The organism is Dickeya oryzae (genome assembly GCF_020406815.2).
In the GTDB taxonomy this organism is placed as follows: Bacteria; Pseudomonadota; Gammaproteobacteria; order Enterobacterales; family Enterobacteriaceae; genus Dickeya; species Dickeya oryzae.
The window spans coordinates 435277-450720 of the sequence record NZ_CP162670.1; the positions used below are offsets into that span (position 1 = coordinate 435277).

Consider the following 15444-nt stretch of genomic DNA (forward strand, 5'->3'; position numbering starts at 1 on the left):
CCCGCCGCTGTTCGAGTGCTTTTCAATCCACTATCATATGAACAAAATCTCGCGTGTGGGGTTATGTTATGTTTCCTATTGATGAATGGGCTGAGCGTCATATACTCGAAGCACAAAAGCGCGGAGAATTGGAGAACTTATCGGGAAGCGGTAAGCCGCTGCAATTGGATGATAATAGTGCTGTCCCTGCTGAGCTGCGCAGCGCATACCACTTGATGAAGAATTCGGGTTTTTTACCACCTGAGTTATCAGCTCGTAAGGACGCGTTGACGCTGGCAGATTTACTGCTCGTTACTGACCCTGCATCAAAGGAGTATGTTGAGTTATCCCGGCAGCTCAGAGCGCTTGAATTGCGTTTACAGCTTTCAGGCGTCAATACGGATTTTTTAAAAATGCCTTATCGGCATCAGTTGATGAGCCGGTTTGAGAAGAGGTTGCACTCTGATAAAGACGACTGACCTGTCGTTATATACGGTGTTCTTGCCAATGTTATGTCATATCAAATGAGGTAATTTATGTCTAACTATCGTCATACTAAAGGTCGAATAACTGATAATGCACTTGAAGCATTGCTGCATGATCCCTTGTTTCGCCAGCGTGTCGAGCAAAATGCCAAAGGTAAAGGAAGCTATCGACGCAAAGAGAAACACCAGAAAGCACAGAGTAAAAATTGGGAGGCCAGTGGTAAGAGAAATAACACTTTTACCACTGGCCTTCTGATTTGCTGTTTCAGTTATTAAGGTCAGTTATGAATTTTTAGACTGGCTATCGATCTGCTGTTTGAGTAGATCTCTTATTTCTGTCAGGAGTTTTTCTTCTGCGGTAACTTTCGGCGGGGTATTCGGTTGTTCCTGCTGAGTACGGCGTAATTTGTTCATCAGTTTAATGGCCATAAAAATGGCGAAGGCCACGATAACAAAATCAAAAATATTCTGAATGAATGTGCCGTAGTTGATGCTGACGGCAGCAAGGTTGCCCTGCGCTTCTCGTAACACCCAATGGAACTGCTTGAAATCAACACCACCTATCAGTAACCCCAATGGCGGCATAATAATGTCCGACACCAGCGACGATACGATTTTCCCGAATGCAGCACCAATAATGACCCCTACAGCCAGGTCAACAACATTGCCGCGCATGGCGAATTCACGAAACTCTTTTATCAGGCTCATTGCATTATCTCCTGTTAAACCTTTTTTAATTCTAACAAGCGATAAAGAAATTACCAAAATGGTATATGAGATAGGGCGTGGGTTAACACGCCCTGAGGAACAGTTATCAGAGGAAGAATGGGCTAGGTTGGAATAAACGCTCAACGTCAGAGATATATTTCTTATCAGTCAGAAACATGATGACGTGGTCACCCTGCTCAATCTGCAAATTATTATTAGCAATGATCACATCGTCGCCACGGACAATGGCGCCAATAATTGTTCCTGGTGGCAATTTGATATCAGCAATCATGCGACCGACGACTTTCGATGTGCCCTCATCGCCATGTGCAATGGCCTCAATGGCTTCTGCCACTCCACGTCGTAGAGATGAAACACTGACGATATCCGCTTTACGGACATGTCCCAACAGAGCTGAAATCGTTGCCTGCTGCGGTGAGATCGCCACATCAATGACACTTCCCTGAACCAGGTCGACATAGGCCCGGCGTTGGATCAAGACCATTGCTTTCTTCGCACCCATTCGCTTAGCTAACATCGCTGACATGATATTGGCTTCATCATCGTTGGTGATGGCGATAAATACATCGATTTGCTCGATATGTTCCTGGGCCAGTAATTCCTGGTCAGAGGCGTCACCATGGAAAACAATGGTATTTTGTAAACGTTCAGCCAATTCCGAAGCTCTAAGCGCATCGCGTTCTATCAGTTTAACGCTGTAGTCTTTCTCGAGTTTACGGGCAAGGCCGGCCCCTACATTTCCTCCACCAACAATCATGATGCGTTTATAGGGCTTCTCAAGACGCTGCATTTCACTCATTACTGCCCGGATATGTTGTGAAGCAGCAATAAAGAATACTTCATCTCCCGCTTCAATAACGGTTGAGCCTTGTGGACGAATAGGGCGGTCATGGCGAAAAATTGCAGCAACTCGGGTTTCAATATGCGGCATATGATCACGCATTGTGGCGATGGCATTCCCTACCAGAGGTCCACCATAGTATGCGTTTACCGCAGCAATACTGACTTTACCCTCGGCGAAATTGACGACCTGTAATGCTCCCGGATATTCGATCAATTTGTAGATATTATCGATGACCAGCTGTTCCGGTGAAATGAGATGGTCGATGGGTACCGCTTCAGACTGGAATAACTGCTCTGACTCGCGGATATACTCTGATGCACGGATTCGGGCAATGCGGTTAGGGGTATTAAACAGCGAATAAGCGACCTGACAAGCGATCATGTTGGTTTCATCGGAATTGGTTACGGCTATCAACATATCCGCGTCTTCCGCTCCAGCTTCGCGCAACACGCGTGGATGAGAGGCATAGCCTGTAACCACGCGCAGATCGAATTTGTCCTGAAGCTGGCGTAGCCGAGTGGTGTTGGTGTCTACAACCGTAATATCGTTGTTTTCACCTGACAAATTTTCTGCCAGCGTTCCGCCAACCTGACCTGCACCAAGAATAATTATCTTCATCGTCATTTCTGCCGTGTCTGTTCCCGTTGGGGGACCTGTGGACTATTGCCCGCTTTTTATCAGCTTCGCATAAAAGAAACCATCGCCATCTTCCGCCGCAGGCAACATTTGTATCCCTGGCGAGGTCGGTGTTCCGGTATCGACCAACATAGCGTCAGCGTGTCGTTGCAGAAAATCCGCTATTTGTTGGCAATTCTCTTCCGGTAATACCGAACAAGTGGCATAAACCAGCGTGCCACCGTTTTTCAGTCGTGGCCAGACGGCATCCAGAATCGTTTTTTGTAGCGATGCCAGTTCGGCGATATCGCTATCCCGACGTAGCCATTTGATATCTGGGTGGCGACGAATGACACCGGTAGCAGAGCAGGGTGCGTCGAGTAAAATGCGGTCAAAACACTTATCACCGCACCACTGTGCAGGTGTTCTGCCATCACCACATTTGACTTCGGCATGCAGATTAAGCCGCTGCAAATTTTCTCTGACTCGTTTCAAACGTTGTTCATCAACATCAACGGCCAGTACGTTGGCATGAGGTGCAGCTTCAAGTATATGTGTTGTTTTGCCGCCGGGTGCGGCACAGAGGTCAAGAATATCCTCGTGGTCTTGTGGTGATAGCCAGTGGATACAGCCCTGTGCTGAAGCATCTTGTACGGTCACAAACCCTTGTTCAAAGCCCGGCAATAAACTGACAGCACAAGGCGTGCTCAGCCTGATGGCATCTGGATAGTGTGCGTGAGGATGAGCCTCAATCCCTTTTTCCTGTAATAACGCCAGATAAGCTTCACGGGTATGATGACGGCGATTGACCCTTAACCACATCGGAGGATGTTGATTGTTGGCGTCGATAATCCGTTCCCACTGACTGGGGTAGGCTTTTTTCAGTCGTTGTAGCAGCCAGTCGGGGTGTGAATAACGTGCTGGGTTGTTCTGTAACCGCTGCTGCAGCGCCTCCTGCTCGCGCTGGAATTGGCGTAATACGCCATTAATCAGTCCTTTTAATTGCGGGCGTTTCAGGGCTACTGCGCCATTCACCGTTTCTGCCAGAGCGGCATGAGGGGGAATGCGGGTATGGATGAGCTGGTAAAGGCCAACCATTAGCAGATAATGCAGAACTTTCTGTTTGCCGGTAAGCGGCTTTGCCATCAGTTGACGAAGATACCAGTCCAACTGCGGTAATACGCGCAATACACCAAAGCAGATCTCTTGCAGCAGGCCGCGATCTCTTTCACTGATGTCACGTTGGAGCGCAGGCAGTAATTGACTAAGTGATTGCCCTTGTTCTACAACCTGTACAAGGGTGGTGGCGGCAATACTGCGAAGATTGTATGTGCTTTTCATCGGCTCAGAAGAATAGGGGAATAATGATGGTACCGACAAGTCTGTCGGCACCGTAGTACCAGGCTAATAGCATCAGCTTAAGGCATCAGGCTAATGTGTTGCCTGGGATGAACCATTCACGACGCGAGTTCAGCAAGTCCTGTGCCGACATGGCTTTTTTGCCTGATGGCTGAAGAATTTGAATATTTAATATGCCGTTAGCGGTGGCGACTCTGATGCCTTCTTTATCGGCTGCAAGCACAGTTCCTGGCTGTTGTTGGTGCTGAGTATCTAGCGCCTGTGCTTTCCAGACTTTCACTGGTTGTTCCTCAACCAGAAAATAGCTGACGGGCCAGGGGTTGAAAGCACGAATACAACGTTCCAGTTGCTCTGCAGACAATTGCCAGTCTAATCGCGCCTCTTCTTTGCTTAGCTTTTCTGCGTAGGTTGCCAGACTGTCATCCTGCACTTGTGCTGTAGCCTGAGATGAAGACAACTGTGCCAGAGTTTCCATCAGCCCTTGTGGGCCAAGCTTCGCCAGTTTGTCGTAGAGTGTGGCGCTGGTGTCATCCGGCAAAATAGGACATTCGATTTTATGAAGCATGGCTCCAGTATCTAATCCGGCATCCATTTGCATAATCGTGACGCCAGTCAGGTCGTCACCAGCCCAAAGCGCACGTTGTATCGGTGCGGCTCCGCGCCAGCGTGGCAATAGTGACCCATGAACGTTGATGCATCCCAAACGAGGCATATCCAGAACGGCTTGTGGCAGGATAAGACCATAGGCAACCACGATCATCACGTCAGCGTTGAGTCCTGCCACGATTTGCTGGTTTTCGCCAGGGCGTAATGACTTGGGTTGAAATACCGGGATACCATGCTGCTCGGCCAACAACTTGACCGGACTGGGGGTCAGTTTATTACCGCGCCCTGCCGGGCGGTCAGGCTGGGTAAAGACGCCGACAATCTCATGCTCCGAGGATAACAACACCGCAAGGTGCTGCGCGGCGAAATCGGGCGTTCCTGCGAAAATAATGCGTAATGACACGTAGTTTCCTGTCTGGATATAGGGTTACGATACTGTTTTATGCCTTGCTGTTTTGCCGGGCTAATTTCTCCAGCTTTTGGCGAATGCGCTGGCGCTTCAGCGGCGACAAATAGTCGACAAACAGCTTACCAACCAAATGATCCATTTCATGTTGGATACAAATTGCCAGCAATCCATCAGCATCAAGTTCAAAAGGTTTTCCTTCACGGTCTAGCGCCCGCACTTTGACGTGCTCAGCCCGAGGAACCAGTGCACGGGTTTCTGGAATCGACAAACAACCCTCTTCTATTCCGGTGTCACCGGATTTTTCCAGCAGTTCCGGGTTGATCAGCACAAGTCGTTGATCCCGTTCTTCGGAGACATCGATAACAATGATGCGCTGATGGATATCAACTTGTGTTGCGGCAAGACCAATACCTTCTTCCTCGTACATGGTGTCGAACATATCGTCCACGATACGCTGAATTTCTGCATTAACTTCTTTTACCGGCTTTGCCTGAGTGCGAAGCCGCTCATCGGGAAAATGTAATACTTGCAAGACTGACATATAGGTTTAGATCTGTATTCAGGTGGTTAGAATGCTCCAGTCTTTATTGTAGACATTTCCGAGGGTGATTGACAGCATCACGGCCACAGTAGAGCAGGGTGTGGAGTGGGGTATGACGGATATGGAAATCTGGTTGCGTCTGGCGTCGGTTAAGGGGCTTGGCGCCAAACGCTGCGCGCTAGTGTTCAGCCAATTGCAGGCCGAGAATTCGTATTCGGCCGAACATCTGAAAGCGTTAGGTTTGACGCAAAATCAGACTGAGCAATTTTTCGGCCTGAGTGATTTGGATATACAGAATTCCATAAGCTGGTTGGAAACATCGGCCCATCATCTGGTGACATTCGGCAGCGACGATTATCCTGCACTGCTCAGTAACATTGCGTCTCCCCCGGCATGTCTGTATGTCATTGGAGAGCCAACCCTCCTGTCATCTCCGCAAATCGCGGTGGTGGGTAGCCGTAACAATAGTGCTTATGGCGAACAGTGGGGACATTTCTTTAGCGAACAACTCAGCCAGAATCGTTTGACAGTAACCAGTGGGCTGGCCGTCGGTATTGATGGAATTGCCCATCGTGCCGCGTTACAGGCAGAAGGGAAAACCCTTGCCGTCTTAGGAAGTGGATTACGTCGACTTTACCCCCGCCGACATTTGGCGTTAGCGGATGCCATCGTGGCGCAGGGCGGTGCTCTGGTGTCGGAATTCCCTCTAAATACACCGCCGCTGCCGGTAAATTTTCCTCGCCGTAATCGCATCATTAGTGGATTAAGTTTGGGGGTTCTGGTCGTAGAGGCGTCACTGCGTAGTGGATCGCTGGTGACGGCGCGTTATGCATTGGAACAGAATCGTGAGGTTTTTGCCTTGCCCGGTCCGATTGGCAATCCGATGACGGAGGGTAACCACTGGCTGATACAACAAGGCGCAAGCCTGGTTACTCAGCCTCAGGACATTTTTGAACAACTCCATAATGGGCTGCGTTGGTTTGCCGATATTCCCAATGAGGGCGTTCCGGAAATTATTTGTGCGACGGAAGGTGAACTGGAATTGCCATTTGCTGATGTGTTGGCTACCGTAGGAGATGAGGTTACACCTGTTGACGTTGTCGCTGAACGTGCCGGCCAACCTGTGCCAGAGGTGGTGACTAAGTTACTGGATCTGGAGTTAGCAGGGTGGATCGCAGCTGTACCCGGCGGCTATGTCCGTATAAGGAGGGCAGGCCATGTTCGACGTACTCATGTACTTGTTTGAAACTTACATCCACAATGAAACTGAAATGCGTGTCGATCAGGATACGTTGACTGATGACCTCACCCGCGCGGGATTTGATCGTGATGATATCTACAGCGCGTTGGACTGGCTGGAAAAACTGGCTGATCTGCAGGAAGGGCAAACTCCGCCTTTAGCATTGGCCAGTGATCCCCTGGCGTTACGCATCTACACGGCTGAAGAAGAGCAGCGTCTGGATGCAGATTGCCGTGGTTTTCTGCTGTTTCTTGAGCAGATTAAAGTCCTTAATCTGGAAACCCGAGAAATGGTTATTGATCGGGTCATGGCACTTGAGACACAGGATTTTGACCTTGAGGATTTGAAATGGGTCATTTTGATGGTGCTGTTCAATGTGCCTGGCTGTGAAAATGCTTATCAGCAAATGGAAGATTTACTCTTTGAGGCTAATGAAGGGTATTTGCAGTAGTCGGGAATCAGAGTAAATCATGAACAAAGCCGTTATTGCTGACAAGCATCAACAGGTATGTCCTGAATGCGGGGCTGTGCTGATTATCCGTTCCGGGCAGCACGGCCCGTTTCTTGGCTGTTCAAATTATCCTGAGTGTCGTTATATCCGGCCGCTTAAAGCCAATGCCGATGGGCATGTGGTGAAAGTGCTGGATGGTCAATCTTGCCCTCGCTGCCAGTCGACACTGGTGTTACGTCAAGGGCGCTATGGTATGTTCATTGGCTGTAGCAACTATCCTGAATGCGATCATACAGAAGCGATTGATCGCCCGGATGAAACTGCCTTGATATGCCCCCAATGCCATGAAGGTCGATTGCTTCAGCGGAAATCTCGCTACGGCAAGACGTTTTACGCGTGTGAGCGTTACCCCTCTTGTCAATTTTCGCTGAATCATAAGCCGCTCGCAGGGGAGTGTGAGTATTGTCATTATCCATTATTACTCGAGAAGAAAACCGCGCACGGAGTAAGACGCTTTTGCGCCAGTAAATTATGTGGAAAGCCGGTAGAAGAATGTCATAGTGATGAGTAACGTAAATTCTGAAGATTTAGCACTGTTGTTACAGCAATTGCGGGAAGAGCGAGTGATCGCCTACCCAACGGAGGCTGTATTTGGACTCGGATGTGATCCTGACAGTAAGGTGGCGGTAGAGCGCTTGTTGGCACTAAAACAACGCCCGCGTGAAAAGGGTCTGATTCTGATTGCAGCGAATTTTCAGCAACTGGAATCTTATATTGAGTTCTCTGTCTTGTCTGATGCGCAACGTCAGACGATTTTCGCTACCTGGCCTGGTCCGGTGACCTGGGTGATTCCAGCCAGAGCGGAAACACCGGACTGGTTGACTGGACGTTTTAGTTCGCTGGCGGTGCGAGTGAGTGATCACCCGTTGGTGAAGCAATTGTGTCTGGCATTTGGCAAGCCGCTGGTTTCAACCAGCGCTAACTTGAGCGGTCAGCCGCCTTGTCGTACCGCCAGAGAAGTTACTGCGCAGTTTGGCGAGCGTTTTCCTGTCCTCAATGGGGAAGTTGGCGGTCGTCTGAATCCGTCTGAAATTCGTGATGCTTTGACGGGTGAAATGCTGCGTCAAGGGTAGTAACTACTGGAGAATAAGGTGTCCGCGAGTCAATCTTTTGCTGTTTTTGGCCATCCTATTGCGCATAGCAAATCGCCGCGTATTCATGCGTTGTTTGCAGAGCAAACCGGGATTTCGCTGACATATGAGCGTATTCTCGCCCCATTGGATGGTTTTGAAGATAGCCTGAAGGCATTTTTTCAGAATGGTGCATGCGGCGCGAATGTGACTGCCCCATTCAAGGAACGTGCATGTGCTGCGGTGGATGAGTTGAGTGAGCGAGCCCGTTCTGCTGGTGCCGTTAACACGGTTCAAAAGAAAGGTGATGGTTCGCTGTATGGTGATAATACGGATGGTATAGGCCTGTTGAGTGATTTGCAGCAGCATGAGTTTATCCAGCCGCGTAATCGTGTGTTGCTCGTGGGAGCAGGGGGCGCAGCGCGTGGCGTTATTCAGCCTTTGCTTGCATACGGATGCGAGGTAATCATCGTTAACCGTACATTTGCCAGAGCGGCAGCACTGGCTGAGCATTTCAACTGCTATGGTCAGGTAAGTGCACTACCGCTAGAAACACTAGATAGTCAGCGTGTTGATGTAATTATTAATGCCACCTCATCAGGTATAGCGGGTGAGGTGCCTGATTTACCTGCGGCTCTGATATCTCCCGATGTGTGCTGTTATGACATGTTTTATCAGTCGGAACCGACGCCTTTTTTGAAATGGTGCATCCAGCAAGGGGCGCAACGGTATGTTGACGGTATAGGTATGCTGGTCTGGCAGGCGGCACATGCGTTCAATTTGTGGCACGGTGTCATGCCTGACGTTGTGCCGGTGATCCGTAAAATGAAGCAGGAACTGGGGGCATGAATCAGGCGATCCAATTCCCCGACCGGGAGCGGTGGAGTGATCTTGATGAGGCGATCATTTTTCCGGTACTGGTCGGTGGGTTCCAGCGTGAGTGCATCATTGGACGAGATGTTTTGCTTGCCCGCTACGGTGAAGCACAGCCGGAACAGTGGCTGTCACTGTTTCGTGAACATCGTTGGGATTGGGAAGATGAGTTTGAGCGTTTGATCCGTAATGATGAGTATGATGAAAAGGGCGCTTTCTGTTTGGGGAATGAATCCATTAATTAATGAAAAGCGCCCATGCTTTATTTACTGGGATGGCTGGTTTAGGTATTCGTCTTTCCAACGCACATAATTGTTGGCTGAATAGTGTAAACCTTCCCGTTCTTGCTCAGTGAGTGGGCGGATCTTTTTAGCTGGACTACCCAGATAAAGGTAGCCTGTCTCCAGTGTCTTCCCAGGTGAAACCAGACTACCTGCTCCGATGATGACGTCATTCTCAACTGTGACGCCATCAAGAATGATTGATCCCATTCCTACCAGCACACGATTGCCGATGGTGCAGCCATGCAGCATGACCTTGTGCCCGACAGTGACATCTTCACCGATGATGAGTGGATTTCCATGTTCGTTCTTTTCTGAACGATGGGTGACATGTAAAACACAACCATCCTGAATGTTGGTTCGAGCGCCAATCTGGATAAAGTTAACATCCCCCCGGATGACGACGAGTGGCCAGATGCTCACATCATCTGCCAGTGTGACTTCCCCGATAACAACACTGGAAGGATCCACCATGACATTTTTACCGATAACAGGGCGCGTTCCTTTAAACGGGCGTAATGTCTCGGACATATGCCGTATTCTCCTAACGTTAGTGTAATGGATCCCAGATCTGCGATTGATCCGGCGTTATTGCTCAGAAAATAGCGTTGCCTGCACAATAACTCAACGTAAGGGTGGAAAAATGCGCGAACGGAAAAAAAGATTGAAAAAGTGGTTGTGTAACCCGTTCGGATCCCTATAATGCGCTTCCACTGACACGGCAACGGCGAAACGCCAGCGCAGTTTCAGTAAGAAATCAGGCGCATATCGCTTGACTTCTTGTCGGGAAAGCATAATATATGCGACCCGCGGCCACGGTAAGTGGCGCTGCTCTTTAACAATCAATCAGACAATCTGTGTGGGCACTCGCAGGACACTTCACTAAAAAATTAGTGAAAGTCTTGAAGAGTGACAACAGTTAATTCATTACGAATAAACAGTAAATTCTTTGAGCACCGTTTTCTTCGGAAAACACATCAAACTTTAAATTGAAGAGTTTGATCATGGCTCAGATTGAACGCTGGCGGCAGGCCTAACACATGCAAGTCGGGCGGTAGCACAAAGGAGCTTGCTCCTTGGGTGACGAGCGGCGGACGGGTGAGTAATGTCTGGGAAACTGCCTGATGGAGGGGGATAACTACTGGAAACGGTAGCTAATACCGCATAACGTCGCAAGACCAAAGAGGGGGACCTTAGGGCCTCTTGCCATCGGATGTGCCCAGATGGGATTAGCTAGTAGGTGAGGTAAAGGCTCACCTAGGCGACGATCCCTAGCTGGTCTGAGAGGATGACCAGCCACACTGGAACTGAGACACGGTCCAGACTCCTACGGGAGGCAGCAGTGGGGAATATTGCACAATGGGCGCAAGCCTGATGCAGCCATGCCGCGTGTGTGAAGAAGGCCTTCGGGTTGTAAAGCACTTTCAGCGGGGAGGAAGGGAGCAGACTTAATACGTCTGTTCATTGACGTTACCCGCAGAAGAAGCACCGGCTAACTCCGTGCCAGCAGCCGCGGTAATACGGAGGGTGCAAGCGTTAATCGGAATGACTGGGCGTAAAGCGCACGCAGGCGGTCTGTTAAGTTGGATGTGAAATCCCCGGGCTTAACCTGGGAACTGCATTCAAAACTGACAGGCTAGAGTCTCGTAGAGGGGGGTAGAATTCCAGGTGTAGCGGTGAAATGCGTAGAGATCTGGAGGAATACCGGTGGCGAAGGCGGCCCCCTGGACGAAGACTGACGCTCAGGTGCGAAAGCGTGGGGAGCAAACAGGATTAGATACCCTGGTAGTCCACGCTGTAAACGATGTCGATTTGGAGGTTGTGGTCTTGAACCGTGGCTTCCGGAGCTAACGCGTTAAATCGACCGCCTGGGGAGTACGGCCGCAAGGTTAAAACTCAAATGAATTGACGGGGGCCCGCACAAGCGGTGGAGCATGTGGTTTAATTCGATGCAACGCGAAGAACCTTACCTACTCTTGACATCCAGCGAACCTTGTAGAGATACGAGGGTGCCTTCGGGAGCGCTGAGACAGGTGCTGCATGGCTGTCGTCAGCTCGTGTTGTGAAATGTTGGGTTAAGTCCCGCAACGAGCGCAACCCTTATCCTTTGTTGCCAGCACTTCGGGTGGGAACTCAAGGGAGACTGCCGGTGATAAACCGGAGGAAGGTGGGGATGACGTCAAGTCATCATGGCCCTTACGAGTAGGGCTACACACGTGCTACAATGGCGTATACAAAGAGAAGCGACCTCGCGAGAGCAAGCGGACCTCATAAAGTACGTCGTAGTCCGGATTGGAGTCTGCAACTCGACTCCATGAAGTCGGAATCGCTAGTAATCGTAGATCAGAATGCTACGGTGAATACGTTCCCGGGCCTTGTACACACCGCCCGTCACACCATGGGAGTGGGTTGCAAAAGAAGTAGGTAGCTTAACCTTCGGGAGGGCGCTTACCACTTTGTGATTCATGACTGGGGTGAAGTCGTAACAAGGTAACCGTAGGGGAACCTGCGGTTGGATCACCTCCTTACCGAGTAGAAGTGCCTGCGTGGTGTCCACACAGATTGTCTGATGATAAGAAAGAGTCAAAAGCGTCTTGCGAAGCTGACAAGTGATGTCCCCTTCGTCTAGAGGCCCAGGACACCGCCCTTTCACGGCGGTAACAGGGGTTCGAATCCCCTAGGGGACGCCAGTATGACTGACAGTGGGTGAAAGGCACGGTCAACGCTAACCTAAAACTGATTAGAGATAGTCAGGTTTATGTTATCTGCTCTTTAACAATCCGGAACAAGCTGAAAAATTGAAACGACAGCATGTGAGTGAGAATTCATGTGTTGTTCGAGTCTCTCAAAATACTCATATCCCGAGACACTTTCGGGTTGTGAGGTTAAGCGACTAAGCGTACACGGTGGATGCCTAGGCAGTCAGAGGCGATGAAGGGCGTGCTAATCTGCGAAAAGCGTCGGCAAGGTGATATGAACCGTTATACCCGACGATACCCGAATGGGGAAACCCAGTGTGACTCGTCACACTATCATTAACTGAATCCATAGGTTAATGAGGCGAACCGGGGGAACTGAAACATCTCAGTACCCCGAGGAAAAGAAATCAACCGAGATTCCCCCAGTAGCGGCGAGCGAACGGGGAGGAGCCCAGAACCTGAATCGGCTTGTGTGTCAGTGGAAGCGTCTGGAAAGGCGCACGATACAGGGTGACAGTCCCGTACACGAAGATGCACAGGTTGTGAGTTCGATGAGTAGGGCGGGACACGTGGTATCCTGTCTGAACATGGGGGGACCATCCTCCAAGGCTAAATACTCCTGACTGACCGATAGTGAACCAGTACCGTGAGGGAAAGGCGAAAAGAACCCCGGCGAGGGGAGTGAAATAGAACCTGAAACCGTGTACGTACAAGCAGTGGGAGCACCTTTAGGGTGTGACTGCGTACCTTTTGTATAATGGGTCAGCGACTTATATTCTGTAGCAAGGTTAACCGAATAGGGGAGCCGCAGGGAAACCGAGTCTTAACTGGGCGTCTAGTTGCAGGGTATAGACCCGAAACCCGGTGATCTAGCCATGGGCAGGTTGAAGGTTGGGTAACACTAACTGGAGGACCGAACCGACTAATGTTGAAAAATTAGCGGATGACTTGTGGCTGGGGGTGAAAGGCCAATCAAACCGGGAGATAGCTGGTTCTCCCCGAAAGCTATTTAGGTAGCGCCTCGTGAATTCATCTTCGGGGGTAGAGCACTGTTTCGGCTAGGGGGCCATCCCGGCTTACCAACCCGATGCAAACTGCGAATACCGAAGAATGTTATCACGGGAGACACACGGCGGGTGCTAACGTCCGTCGTGAAGAGGGAAACAACCCAGACCGCCAGCTAAGGTCCCAAAGTCATGGTTAAGTGGGAAACGATGTGGGAAGGCCCAGACAGCCAGGATGTTGGCTTAGAAGCAGCCATCATTTAAAGAAAGCGTAATAGCTCACTGGTCGAGTCGGCCTGCGCGGAAGATGTAACGGGGCTAAAACCATGCACCGAAGCTGCGGCAGCGACACTTAGGTGTTGTTGGGTAGGGGAGCGTTCTGTAAGCCTGTGAAGGTGGCCTGTGAGGGCTGCTGGAGGTATCAGAAGTGCGAATGCTGACATAAGTAACGATAATGCGGGTGAAAAACCCGCACGCCGGAAGACCAAGGGTTCCTGTCCAACGTTAATCGGGGCAGGGTGAGTCGACCCCTAAGGCGAGGCTGAAAAGCGTAGTCGATGGGAAACAGGTTAATATTCCTGTACTTGGTGTTACTGCGAAGGGGGGACGGAGAAGGCTATGTCATCCGGGCGACGGTTGTCCCGGTTTAAGCGTGCAGGTGGGTGGACCAGGTAAATCCGGTCTGCTGTTAACACTGAGGCGTGATGACGAGGCACTACGGTGCTGAAGTGACAGATGCCCGGCTTCCAGGAAAAGCCTCTAAGCATCAGGTAACATTGAATCGTACCCCAAACCGACACAGGTGGTCAGGTAGAGAATACTCAGGCGCTTGAGAGAACTCGGGTGAAGGAACTAGGCAAAATGGTGCCGTAACTTCGGGAGAAGGCACGCTCCTGTTGGTGAAGTCCCTTGCGGATGGAGCTGAGGGGAGTCGCAGATACCAGCTGGCTGCAACTGTTTAATAAAAACACAGCACTGTGCAAACACGAAAGTGGACGTATACGGTGTGACGCCTGCCCGGTGCCGGAAGGTTAATTGATGGGGTTATCCGTAAGGAGAAGCTCTTGATCGAAGCCCCGGTAAACGGCGGCCGTAACTATAACGGTCCTAAGGTAGCGAAATTCCTTGTCGGGTAAGTTCCGACCTGCACGAATGGCGTAATGATGGCCAGGCTGTCTCCACCCGAGACTCAGTGAAATTGAACTCGCTGTGAAGATGCAGTGTACCCGCGGCAAGACGGAAAGACCCCGTGAACCTTTACTATAGCTTGACACTGAACCTTGAGCCTTGATGTGTAGGATAGGTGGGAGGCTTTGAAGTGTGGACGCCAGTCTGCATGGAGCCAACCTTGAAATACCACCCTTTAATGTTTGATGTTCTAACCTGGGCCCGTAATCCGGGCTGGGGACAGTGTCTGGTGGGTAGTTTGACTGGGGCGGTCTCCTCCCAAAGAGTAACGGAGGAGCACGAAGGTTAGCTAATCCTGGTCGGACATCAGGAGGTTAGTGCAAAGGCATAAGCTAGCTTGACTGCGAGAGTGACGGCTCGAGCAGGTGCGAAAGCAGGTCTTAGTGATCCGGTGGTTCTGAATGGAAGGGCCATCGCTCAACGGATAAAAGGTACTCCGGGGATAACAGGCTGATACCGCCCAAGAGTTCATATCGACGGCGGTGTTTGGCACCTCGATGTCGGCTCATCACATCCTGGGGCTGAAGTAGGTCCCAAGGGTATGGCTGTTCGCCATTTAAAGTGGTACGCGAGCTGGGTTTAGAACGTCGTGAGACAGTTCGGTCCCTATCTGCCGTGGGCGTTGGAAGATTGAGGGGGGTTGCTCCTAGTACGAGAGGACCGGAGTGAACGCACCGCTGGTGTTCGGGTTGTCATGCCAATGGCACTGCCCGGTAGCTACGTGCGGAAGAGATAACCGCTGAAAGCATCTAAGCGGGAAACTTGCCCCGAGATGAGTCTTCCCTGGGAACTAGATTCCCCTGAAGGGACGTTCGAGACGAGGACGTTGATAGGCTGGGTGTGTAAGCGTAGCGATACGTTGAGCTAACCAGTACTAATGACCCGAGAGGCTTAACCTTACAACACCGAAGGTGTTTTGGTGAGAGAGACAGAGACGAGATTTTAGCTTGTTCGAGGATTGGATGGCGTGGTGTAGCGATACACGGCGACATGAAGAATCAGGACGTTGAA

At 50.5% G+C, this 15444-nt stretch carries 14 protein-coding genes, 1 tRNA gene and 2 rRNA genes; 11 read left to right on the forward strand and 6 right to left on the reverse strand.

What is annotated here, in order from left to right:
* Positions 1-68 precede the first annotated feature (68 nt).
* Both LF929_RS02070 and LF929_RS02075 read left to right on the forward strand, forming a co-directional pair.
* A complete protein-coding gene (locus LF929_RS02070) occupies positions 69-458 on the forward strand; it encodes a DUF1992 domain-containing protein (protein WP_210175838.1) in 390 nt (129 codons plus the stop codon).
* Between the two features lie 57 nt (positions 459-515).
* Complete coding sequence (locus LF929_RS02075) at positions 516-740, forward strand: alternative ribosome-rescue factor A (protein WP_029456669.1); 225 nt, start codon at positions 516-518, stop codon at positions 738-740.
* A gap of 6 nt (positions 741-746) precedes the next feature.
* Here LF929_RS02075 and mscL read toward each other — a convergent pair whose 3' ends face one another.
* The 5 genes from mscL to def form a co-directional block, all read right to left on the reverse strand.
* Positions 747-1172 (reverse strand): large-conductance mechanosensitive channel protein MscL, encoded by a 426-nt coding sequence (gene mscL, locus LF929_RS02080; protein WP_016943910.1) that lies wholly within the window; start codon positions 1170-1172, stop codon positions 747-749.
* Between the two features lie 106 nt (positions 1173-1278).
* Complete coding sequence (gene trkA, locus LF929_RS02085; protein WP_038905811.1) at positions 1279-2655, reverse strand: Trk system potassium transporter TrkA; 1377 nt, start codon at positions 2653-2655, stop codon at positions 1279-1281.
* Positions 2656-2697: 42 nt separating this feature from the next.
* On the reverse strand, positions 2698-3993 hold the full coding sequence (gene rsmB / locus LF929_RS02090) for a 16S rRNA (cytosine(967)-C(5))-methyltransferase RsmB (protein ID WP_226093155.1): 1296 nt from the start codon (positions 3991-3993) through the stop codon (positions 2698-2700).
* Between the two features lie 85 nt (positions 3994-4078).
* Complete coding sequence (gene fmt, locus LF929_RS02095) at positions 4079-5020, reverse strand: methionyl-tRNA formyltransferase (protein ID WP_038909134.1); 942 nt, start codon at positions 5018-5020, stop codon at positions 4079-4081.
* Between the two features lie 37 nt (positions 5021-5057).
* Positions 5058-5567 carry a peptide deformylase gene (def, locus tag LF929_RS02100; protein WP_012886331.1) on the reverse strand — a complete coding sequence of 170 codons (510 nt, stop codon included), beginning with the start codon at positions 5565-5567 and terminating at the stop codon, positions 5058-5060.
* 112 nt (positions 5568-5679) lie between these two features.
* Between def and dprA the strand changes: the two genes are divergently transcribed.
* From dprA to LF929_RS02130, 6 genes are read left to right on the forward strand one after another with little or no spacing between them, the layout of a single operon-like run.
* Positions 5680-6813 carry a DNA-protecting protein DprA gene (dprA, locus tag LF929_RS02105; RefSeq protein ID WP_038909133.1) on the forward strand — a complete coding sequence of 378 codons (1134 nt, stop codon included), beginning with the start codon at positions 5680-5682 and terminating at the stop codon, positions 6811-6813.
* Positions 6785-7258: a DUF494 family protein gene (locus tag LF929_RS02110; RefSeq protein ID WP_012886329.1), complete on the forward strand. Its 474-nt coding sequence runs from the start codon at positions 6785-6787 to the stop codon at positions 7256-7258. The genes dprA and LF929_RS02110 overlap by 29 nt, the downstream gene beginning before the upstream one ends.
* A gap of 19 nt (positions 7259-7277) precedes the next feature.
* Positions 7278-7829: a type I DNA topoisomerase gene (locus LF929_RS02115; RefSeq protein WP_071603314.1), complete on the forward strand. Its 552-nt coding sequence runs from the start codon at positions 7278-7280 to the stop codon at positions 7827-7829.
* Entirely contained in the window at positions 7822-8391 is a 570-nt protein-coding gene (tsaC, locus tag LF929_RS02120) for an L-threonylcarbamoyladenylate synthase type 1 TsaC (RefSeq protein ID WP_152490406.1), read from the forward strand. The genes LF929_RS02115 and tsaC overlap by 8 nt, the downstream gene beginning before the upstream one ends.
* A gap of 18 nt (positions 8392-8409) precedes the next feature.
* The gene (gene aroE, locus LF929_RS02125) at positions 8410-9237 is read left to right on the forward strand and encodes a shikimate dehydrogenase (protein WP_210175841.1); all 828 of its coding nucleotides are present in this window, start codon (positions 8410-8412) and stop codon (positions 9235-9237) included.
* Positions 9234-9506 carry a DUF1488 domain-containing protein gene (locus LF929_RS02130; protein WP_210175842.1) on the forward strand — a complete coding sequence of 91 codons (273 nt, stop codon included), beginning with the start codon at positions 9234-9236 and terminating at the stop codon, positions 9504-9506. Before aroE ends, LF929_RS02130 begins: the two co-directional genes overlap by 4 nt.
* Positions 9507-9527: 21 nt before the next feature.
* On the opposite strand, the gene LF929_RS02135 is transcribed toward LF929_RS02130, so the two are convergent.
* A complete protein-coding gene (locus LF929_RS02135; RefSeq protein ID WP_210175843.1) occupies positions 9528-10073 on the reverse strand; it encodes a gamma carbonic anhydrase family protein in 546 nt (181 codons plus the stop codon).
* 455 nt (positions 10074-10528) lie between these two features.
* Here LF929_RS02135 and LF929_RS02140 point away from each other — a divergent pair.
* From LF929_RS02140 to LF929_RS02150, 3 genes are all read left to right on the forward strand, one after another.
* Positions 10529-12070, forward strand: a 16S ribosomal RNA gene (locus tag LF929_RS02140).
* A gap of 86 nt (positions 12071-12156) precedes the next feature.
* Positions 12157-12232 (forward strand) — tRNA-Glu (locus LF929_RS02145).
* Between the two features lie 193 nt (positions 12233-12425).
* Positions 12426-15332, forward strand: a 23S ribosomal RNA gene (locus tag LF929_RS02150).
* Together the 16S and 23S rRNA genes with 1 tRNA gene alongside form the textbook arrangement of a ribosomal RNA operon.
* The last annotated feature ends 112 nt before the right edge of the window (positions 15333-15444 follow it).

What these genes read in the sequence shown, in the direction of transcription:
- LF929_RS02070 (WP_210175838.1), top strand. Translation starts at nt 69, where the DNA reads ATGTTTCCTATTGATGAATGGGCTGAGCGTCATATACTCGAAGCACAA.
- LF929_RS02075 (WP_029456669.1), top strand. Translation starts at nt 516, where the DNA reads ATGTCTAACTATCGTCATACTAAAGGTCGAATAACTGATAATGCACTT.
- mscL (WP_016943910.1), bottom strand. Translation starts at nt 1,172, where the DNA reads ATGAGCCTGATAAAAGAGTTTCGTGAATTCGCCATGCGCGGCAATGTT.
- trkA (WP_038905811.1), bottom strand. Translation starts at nt 2,655, where the DNA reads ATGAAGATAATTATTCTTGGTGCAGGTCAGGTTGGCGGAACGCTGGCA.
- rsmB (WP_226093155.1), bottom strand. Translation starts at nt 3,993, where the DNA reads ATGAAAAGCACATACAATCTTCGCAGTATTGCCGCCACCACCCTTGTA.
- def (WP_012886331.1), bottom strand. Translation starts at nt 5,567, where the DNA reads ATGTCAGTCTTGCAAGTATTACATTTTCCCGATGAGCGGCTTCGCACT.
- dprA (WP_038909133.1), top strand. Translation starts at nt 5,680, where the DNA reads ATGACGGATATGGAAATCTGGTTGCGTCTGGCGTCGGTTAAGGGGCTT.
- LF929_RS02110 (WP_012886329.1), top strand. Translation starts at nt 6,785, where the DNA reads ATGTTCGACGTACTCATGTACTTGTTTGAAACTTACATCCACAATGAA.
- LF929_RS02115 (WP_071603314.1), top strand. Translation starts at nt 7,278, where the DNA reads ATGAACAAAGCCGTTATTGCTGACAAGCATCAACAGGTATGTCCTGAA.
- tsaC (WP_152490406.1), top strand. Translation starts at nt 7,822, where the DNA reads ATGAGTAACGTAAATTCTGAAGATTTAGCACTGTTGTTACAGCAATTG.
- LF929_RS02130 (WP_210175842.1), top strand. Translation starts at nt 9,234, where the DNA reads ATGAATCAGGCGATCCAATTCCCCGACCGGGAGCGGTGGAGTGATCTT.
- LF929_RS02135 (WP_210175843.1), bottom strand. Translation starts at nt 10,073, where the DNA reads ATGTCCGAGACATTACGCCCGTTTAAAGGAACGCGCCCTGTTATCGGT.